Genomic DNA, 6,000 nt, shown 5'->3' with positions numbered 1-6,000 from the left:
GTTGTTGTCCACCACTGGATGATGATCGTCGTCAAAGAATATTGTCTGCCCGTTCATCTCTCTCGGAGCTTCAATATCCGTACGGATTTCCTGCGGTTCCTGCTCGTATTGATGATGAAGCGTCAGGCGGGTACGCCTTCGGGTGCAGGTTCAATAGCCATGGAAGGCTGTTCTGATACGAATTGTTGTGGGGCAGACTCTGATGATGATGGCTGTAATGGAATTGTCTCGCCGTTAGGAACGGTATTTTCCATTATCTGCGTATTGTTCTCAGAAGCAATGGTTACAGTCTCCTTAACCTTAGTCTCTGTTTCTGCCTTTGTTATCACTTCTTCCTTGATTTCCTCTGCTACCACTTCTTCTTTGGTATATTGTCCCCTGACGATTTCTTCCAGTTCGGCTATCTCGTGCAATTTCTTAGGAGAGAAATACAGGTCACGTTCAATGCCCAGTCCTCTTACTTTTACGCCTTCCATCTCATCGAGGGACATATTGCCAAGCTCCCAGCCGTAACCCATCGTGACAGCACCGAAACCAATGCGGCTCTTAGGGTCATATTCCAGAAGGTAGGCTGTGTATGCTCCCATAGGGAAGAAATAGCGTGCATAGGCAACCTTATCGCCTATGAGTTCCTTTTCCGTGCTGTAAAGTTTTGGTAGTTGCTTCCTGATACTGTCGGGCATGAGGTTATAGGCATCGTTTATACCCTTGTCTTCAGTCTTTGTCTTCTCTGTTTCTTCTTTCCGACTTATGGTAATACCCAACTTGCGAAGCTGTTTCTCTGCTTCCGCCTCTCGCTCTGCCTCTGTCATCGGTATACCGGTCTCATATAGTTTACGGTCGATACGTTGTCCCATTTCAAGGGAGAGTTGTGTCCGGAGCTTTCTGCCATTTCCTCAATCCCTCCTGAGAACCAATACTCCCATGCAGGCCTTCCATAAGGGTCTGTACCCATTATGCGCTCTGTGGCAATGGTGCGATGAGATATGTCTTTCCAATCTCCTACAAAAAGAGAGTTATGCTTGAAGACGACAGAAGAACCTTCTTCTTTGGGAACGGAAACGGTTTCTACGAACTGCTGTTCAATGCCCTTGCTGATTTCTTTACCTGTCTGCTTCTGTAGTACGATGAGGTCACTGCCTACGTCCGTTCCAGCATTGTCTGAAAACATACCCGATGGCAGTCGGAGAGCGGAGATAAGGCAGCTGTTCTGCATGAGGTAACGGCGTATGGCTTCGTTGCGGGGACTGTCCAAAACGCCCTGTGAGGTGATAAATGCCAGTAAGCCACCTTCCTTGACGCAGTCCAGACCTTTCACAAAGAAGTAATTGTGAATGGCACGTGTGGATTCACGCTTAAGAGTGTCCTTACCTTTGCTATACTCTCGGTCATAGACCATGAAATCACCGAAAGGAATGTTACTTGTAACAAGGTCGTATTTGTCTTTGTTTTCTAAATCCCCTATAGCTTCAAAAGGCTCATTTCGGACGAAGATATTGCCTTTGCCATAGGGGTGCAGGGCTTGTGAGATGCGGGCAGTGAGCAAGTCCTTTTCCATTGCATCTACAACTCCCGCTTGCCTTGCAAAGGTTTCAGCAAATGCTCCCATGCCAGCTGAAGGATCCAAACATCTACGTATGGGTACATTTACAGAAGTGAGAGCATCGGCAATGGCGGTGACAATACGAGTATCGGTATAGAAGGAGGTCAGTACGCTTGCCTTGATGCTCTCCCAGTACCGTTTGGCGGTATTGGCATCTAAGGCTTCACGATAAATCATCTGCTTGAGCTGCTGGGTAGGTTCAAAGAGATTCTGCTCTGACTTGCTCCAATAGCGGATGTCATCGGGGTTATCTGTGCGGTTGAGTACACATTTCAAGCCACCGAATCCTTGATAGTTCCGTAAGATACTTTTCTCAGTTTCGGTGGCTTCGCGGCGTTCTTTTTCTAATCGCAAGACCACATGGATGGCTTCCGTGTTGGCTTGCAGGACTTCTTTCTTATTGTATGCCATAGTGATTTCTTTTATAAGTGGAAGTAAAAAGGTCGGGAGGTAATACTGGTATCTCGACCTATATCTGTTCCTCGTTGTTTCTGCCAGGATTATCTCCCTCTTTGTTTTCCTTTTTTGTTCTCAAATTCAAAGGAAGTAATGTAGTCTTCACCCAGAACCAGTCGGGCATTAAATTTCTTTCCTGCCTTGCTGGTCAGCCCTTTAAGGATAGGCGTACGACCGGAGCTATCAAGTCACGGATGTTATCTTCAGAGAGATGTATGCCGCAGACTTCACGAAACACGTGGAAGCTACAAGTTTCATGTCTGCACTTGGCTACCTTGGCATAGATGCCGACACTTTGCTGTCCGCACTTTGGGCAGCGGTAGACAGGATAGGACTTTTGTTCGGGAGTAAGTGAAAGGAGTTCCTCACAGATGGTACTTACATATGAGTTGATGTCCTGTGCGAACTTATCAGATGGTATCTTTCCTGCTTCAATAGCGGCAAGGGCAAGCTCCCAACTGCCTGTCATCTCCGCATTGGCAATTTTCTTGTCCTTGACAATCTCATAGACTGCCAGCCCTTTCTCGGTAGGTATGATGGCTTTCTTGTCCCTTCGGATATAATCACGAAGAATCAGCGTTTCGATGATGTTGGCACGGGTGGCAGGTGTACCGATACCACACGCTGCCATTGCTTTCTTGCTTTCTGCATCTTCAACCTCTTTTCCTGCGTTCTCCATAGCAGAAAGTAAGGCTGCCTCCGTATAGAGCGGCTTCGGTTTGGTCTTATGCTCGGTGATTTCTGCATTGACAAGTGGCAGGATTTCACCTTCGGTCAAGTTCGGCAATAAAGACAAAATCTGTTCATCACCATCTTCTTTCTTTTCATCTTCTACTTCTTTACCTTTCTGCACGGCTTTCCAGCCCAAGGAGATTTGTCGGCATGCCTTCCAAGTAAAGGTATTGGTGCCGTCAGTGAATCGCACCAGCATACGCTCTTCCTCTGAATTGGGGGAAAAGGCTTCGACAAAGCGACTGACCACCATTTGATAGATGGTCGTTTCATCTGCCGACAATCCCGAAGGCGTTTCACCTGTCGGTATGATGGCGTGGTGATCGGTAATCTTTGCATTATCCACCGAATGGCGGTTAAGTGGATTGGATAGAGTTTCATCTATCTTGCGAAGCAGGATGGGTACTTCCTCGAAGACATCCTCGCTGATGTATCGGCTGCCGGTGCGGGGATAGGTCGTGATTTTCTTCTCATAGAGGCTCTGGGCTATCGAGAGGGTCTTGTCTGCTGAAAAGCCGTGGCGTCTGTTGGCATCTTTCTGCAAGGCAGTGAGGTCGTACAAGAGTGGTGGCGCGGTATGCCCCACCTGTCTTGTGACCGACTCTACTTTAAGCCGGCTCTGACTGCGAAGTGTAGCGAGAGCGGTCTGTGCCGATGCTTCACTCTCATAGTCTTTACAGCCAACGGTTTTCAGCGATAAGCCCTCTTTTTCTGTGAGAACGGAGAGTTTCCAGAACGGTACGGAAGAAAAATCACGGTTCTCTATGTACCGACGGCAGACCATAGCCAATGTTGGGGTTTGTACCCGTCCCAAAGAATAGCCTCCCTTGCGGGCGATAGACAATGCACGGCTTGCATTGATGCCCACCAGCCAGTCGGCTTCGCTCCTTGCCTTGGCGGAGTAGTAGAGATTGTCATAATGGCTTCCGGCCTTGAGATTGGAAAGTCCCTCACGGATGGCCTTATCGGTGAGTGAACTTATCCAAAGTCTTTCGAAAGGCTTTTTACAATCAAGGTATTGATAGATATAGCGGAAGATGAGTTCACCTTCACGCCCTGCATCGGTAGCAACGATGATGCGGTCTGCCTTGCCAAAGCTGGAGCGTATCACTTTGAGTTGCTTTAATGCTGCAGGGTCTGATATATACTCCTTATCCTTACGTACCTGTCGTACCACTAACTGAAAGGGATAGGGACGAATGGGCAGATCTTCAGCTTTGTAGGCGGAAAAACCGTAGGCTTCGGGCATGGCAAGGGCGATGAGGTGTCCCATTGCCCATGTAACGAGGTAACTGTTGCCCTCCATGTATCCGTCCTGCTTGCTGTTTGCCCCAACAATGCGGGCTATGTCTCTGGCTACCGAGGGTTTCTCGGCAATAATACAAGTTGTCATAGTCGATAATAGAATTAAGGGTTACATCTTACGTCCACGGGACTTCTTCTGCTTGTTCTCGTCCTGCTTTTGCTTCTGCTCGGCAGTAGGTTGTGTCTGTCCCGTTTTGAGGGGTTCTTTCACGTTCTTGGTGGCTTCATTGGTCTTGCCGTGGTTATTCACGGCTACCTGTGTTTTGTGTTCTTCTGCCACAGCTACCACCTTTCCTTTGCCGGTTTCCTGCTTCTTATCGGGGTTCCATCTGTAAAACCGTGGGCGGTTCTGTTCCTTGTCCATTCGGACATAAGCATTGAATTTGTTACCAGCCTTGTCCACCATGTTCTTCAAATAGAGCGTGCGGGCACTGTCGAGTGCCTCACGCTGTTTTTCTGACAGCTCCAGTCCGCAGAGCTTATGCGGTGCACCTTGCTGCTGGGAGTACTGCTGCCGTTCTTTCAAGCCTTGCCTGTCGTCGAAGATGAATTCAATGCCTTTCCTTTCGGCATTGACTTGCAAAGTTGCATCGAATGTCTTACCGCTCTTGGCGGTCATGCCTTCCACTTTCACGGCCTTGCCTTCCACAAGGTCTTTGTACTGGGCATCAGAAAGTGTCACGCCCTTGATTTCCTTGGGAATGTTCACACGGTCGGCACGCAGGGCTACAATCTCGTTGGTCTGCGGGTCGATGGAGACGTAGGCGGAAAACGGTTCACCGTTCTTGGGTGTCACCTCAATGGTCTTGCCCAGATTGCCTGTCGTAAGGAGTGCCTCCTTTTCTTCGGGAGAGAACTTGTAGCCCATATAGGGAAAGTCAAGCTGTGGTTCTTTTCTCAAAGGATGAATTGCCAAACCAATATTGCCACTATCGTCCGTACGGAACGCTAGACGTGCTTCAGTGTAGATAGTAGTGTCTCCAATAGGTACGGCAATCGTCACGAGATTACTCTTCTGCCAATTAAGCATTTTCTCTAATTCTCCGCCTTGTTCCAACCGTTCACGGGAAAGGCCGAGGCTGTCGAGCATCTTCCAATCTACCTTCTCCGGGTCGATGGCTGTGGCATTCTTCTGTTGGGGCAGGTAATCCTCAAAGGGCACTCCCATCTCTGCCAGTTGCTGTTTGCTTTCGGGCTTTTCACGGCTTTGCAGCATAGTGCGCAGGTTGTCCACGCCCTGCTCCACATTGTCCGCCAAGACCTTGTACAGTCCGAAATGAGTCGGGTTATTGAACTGTTTGAGGAAGTTGGTCATGAAGTTCTTGAGAAGTCCGTCCTTGTTGTTGAACTTCAAGAATGCTGCTTGATTGGCAGCGACAGCCTCTGTGGTCTTGAGGTTTCCCTTGTCGTCAACACCGGATATGACGGACAGCTTGCCCGCTTCCTGTTCATTCTTCACTTCTGTGCGGTCTTCCAGGACCAGCACGTAATTGTCATTGCTGTTTGATTCCATTTTCTAAATTTTAATATGATGAATGCTGTTATCAAGCAGCTAAGTTATTGACATTCGAGAAGACAATAGAACTAATTGGGAAACTGAGAATTATAGGGAAGAAGGAGGAAAGAGGAACTGGTGTGTAGGCATGCTAAAAAGTGTGATAAAAGAAAAATGATGATGGTAAGAAAATGTCCATCATCCCAAAAGATTAGAATATCAATATCTTCAATATGATCATTTCGTTTGCCAACTAATATGGTCTTCCCCAACTTCAGTTAGCACTCATCTAAAGAAAAATGCGAAAGATGAGAGACTGGCATTCGACTGTCGTATTAATTTATTATAAATACTTGCGTGTGTTAATAGAATTTTCTATATTTGCGAAATATAGAAATTAAGTCTCTAT

The 6,000-nt window shown here is 47.6% G+C and carries 1 protein-coding gene and 2 pseudogenes; all 3 read right to left on the bottom strand.

Annotated elements, in window-relative coordinates; translation table 11 throughout:
• Window positions 1-2,014: pseudogene (locus tag JCM12259_RS14755) on the bottom strand (DUF2958 domain-containing protein); the annotation flags it as partial.
• An 89-nt stretch (window positions 2,015-2,103) separates the two neighbouring features.
• Window positions 2,104-4,184: pseudogene (locus JCM12259_RS14750) on the bottom strand (type IA DNA topoisomerase).
• Window positions 4,185-4,205: 21 nt separating this feature from the next.
• Entirely contained in the window at window positions 4,206-5,609 is a 1,404-nt protein-coding gene (locus JCM12259_RS09025; RefSeq protein WP_025066215.1) for a DUF3945 domain-containing protein, read from the bottom strand.
• Window positions 5,610-6,000 lie beyond the last annotated feature (391 nt).

It is taken from the genome of Hoylesella enoeca JCM 12259, assembly GCF_000613405.1.
Taxonomy (GTDB): Bacteria; Bacteroidota; Bacteroidia; order Bacteroidales; family Bacteroidaceae; genus Prevotella; species Prevotella enoeca.
This window is presented reverse-complemented; position numbering and strand designations above follow the sequence as displayed.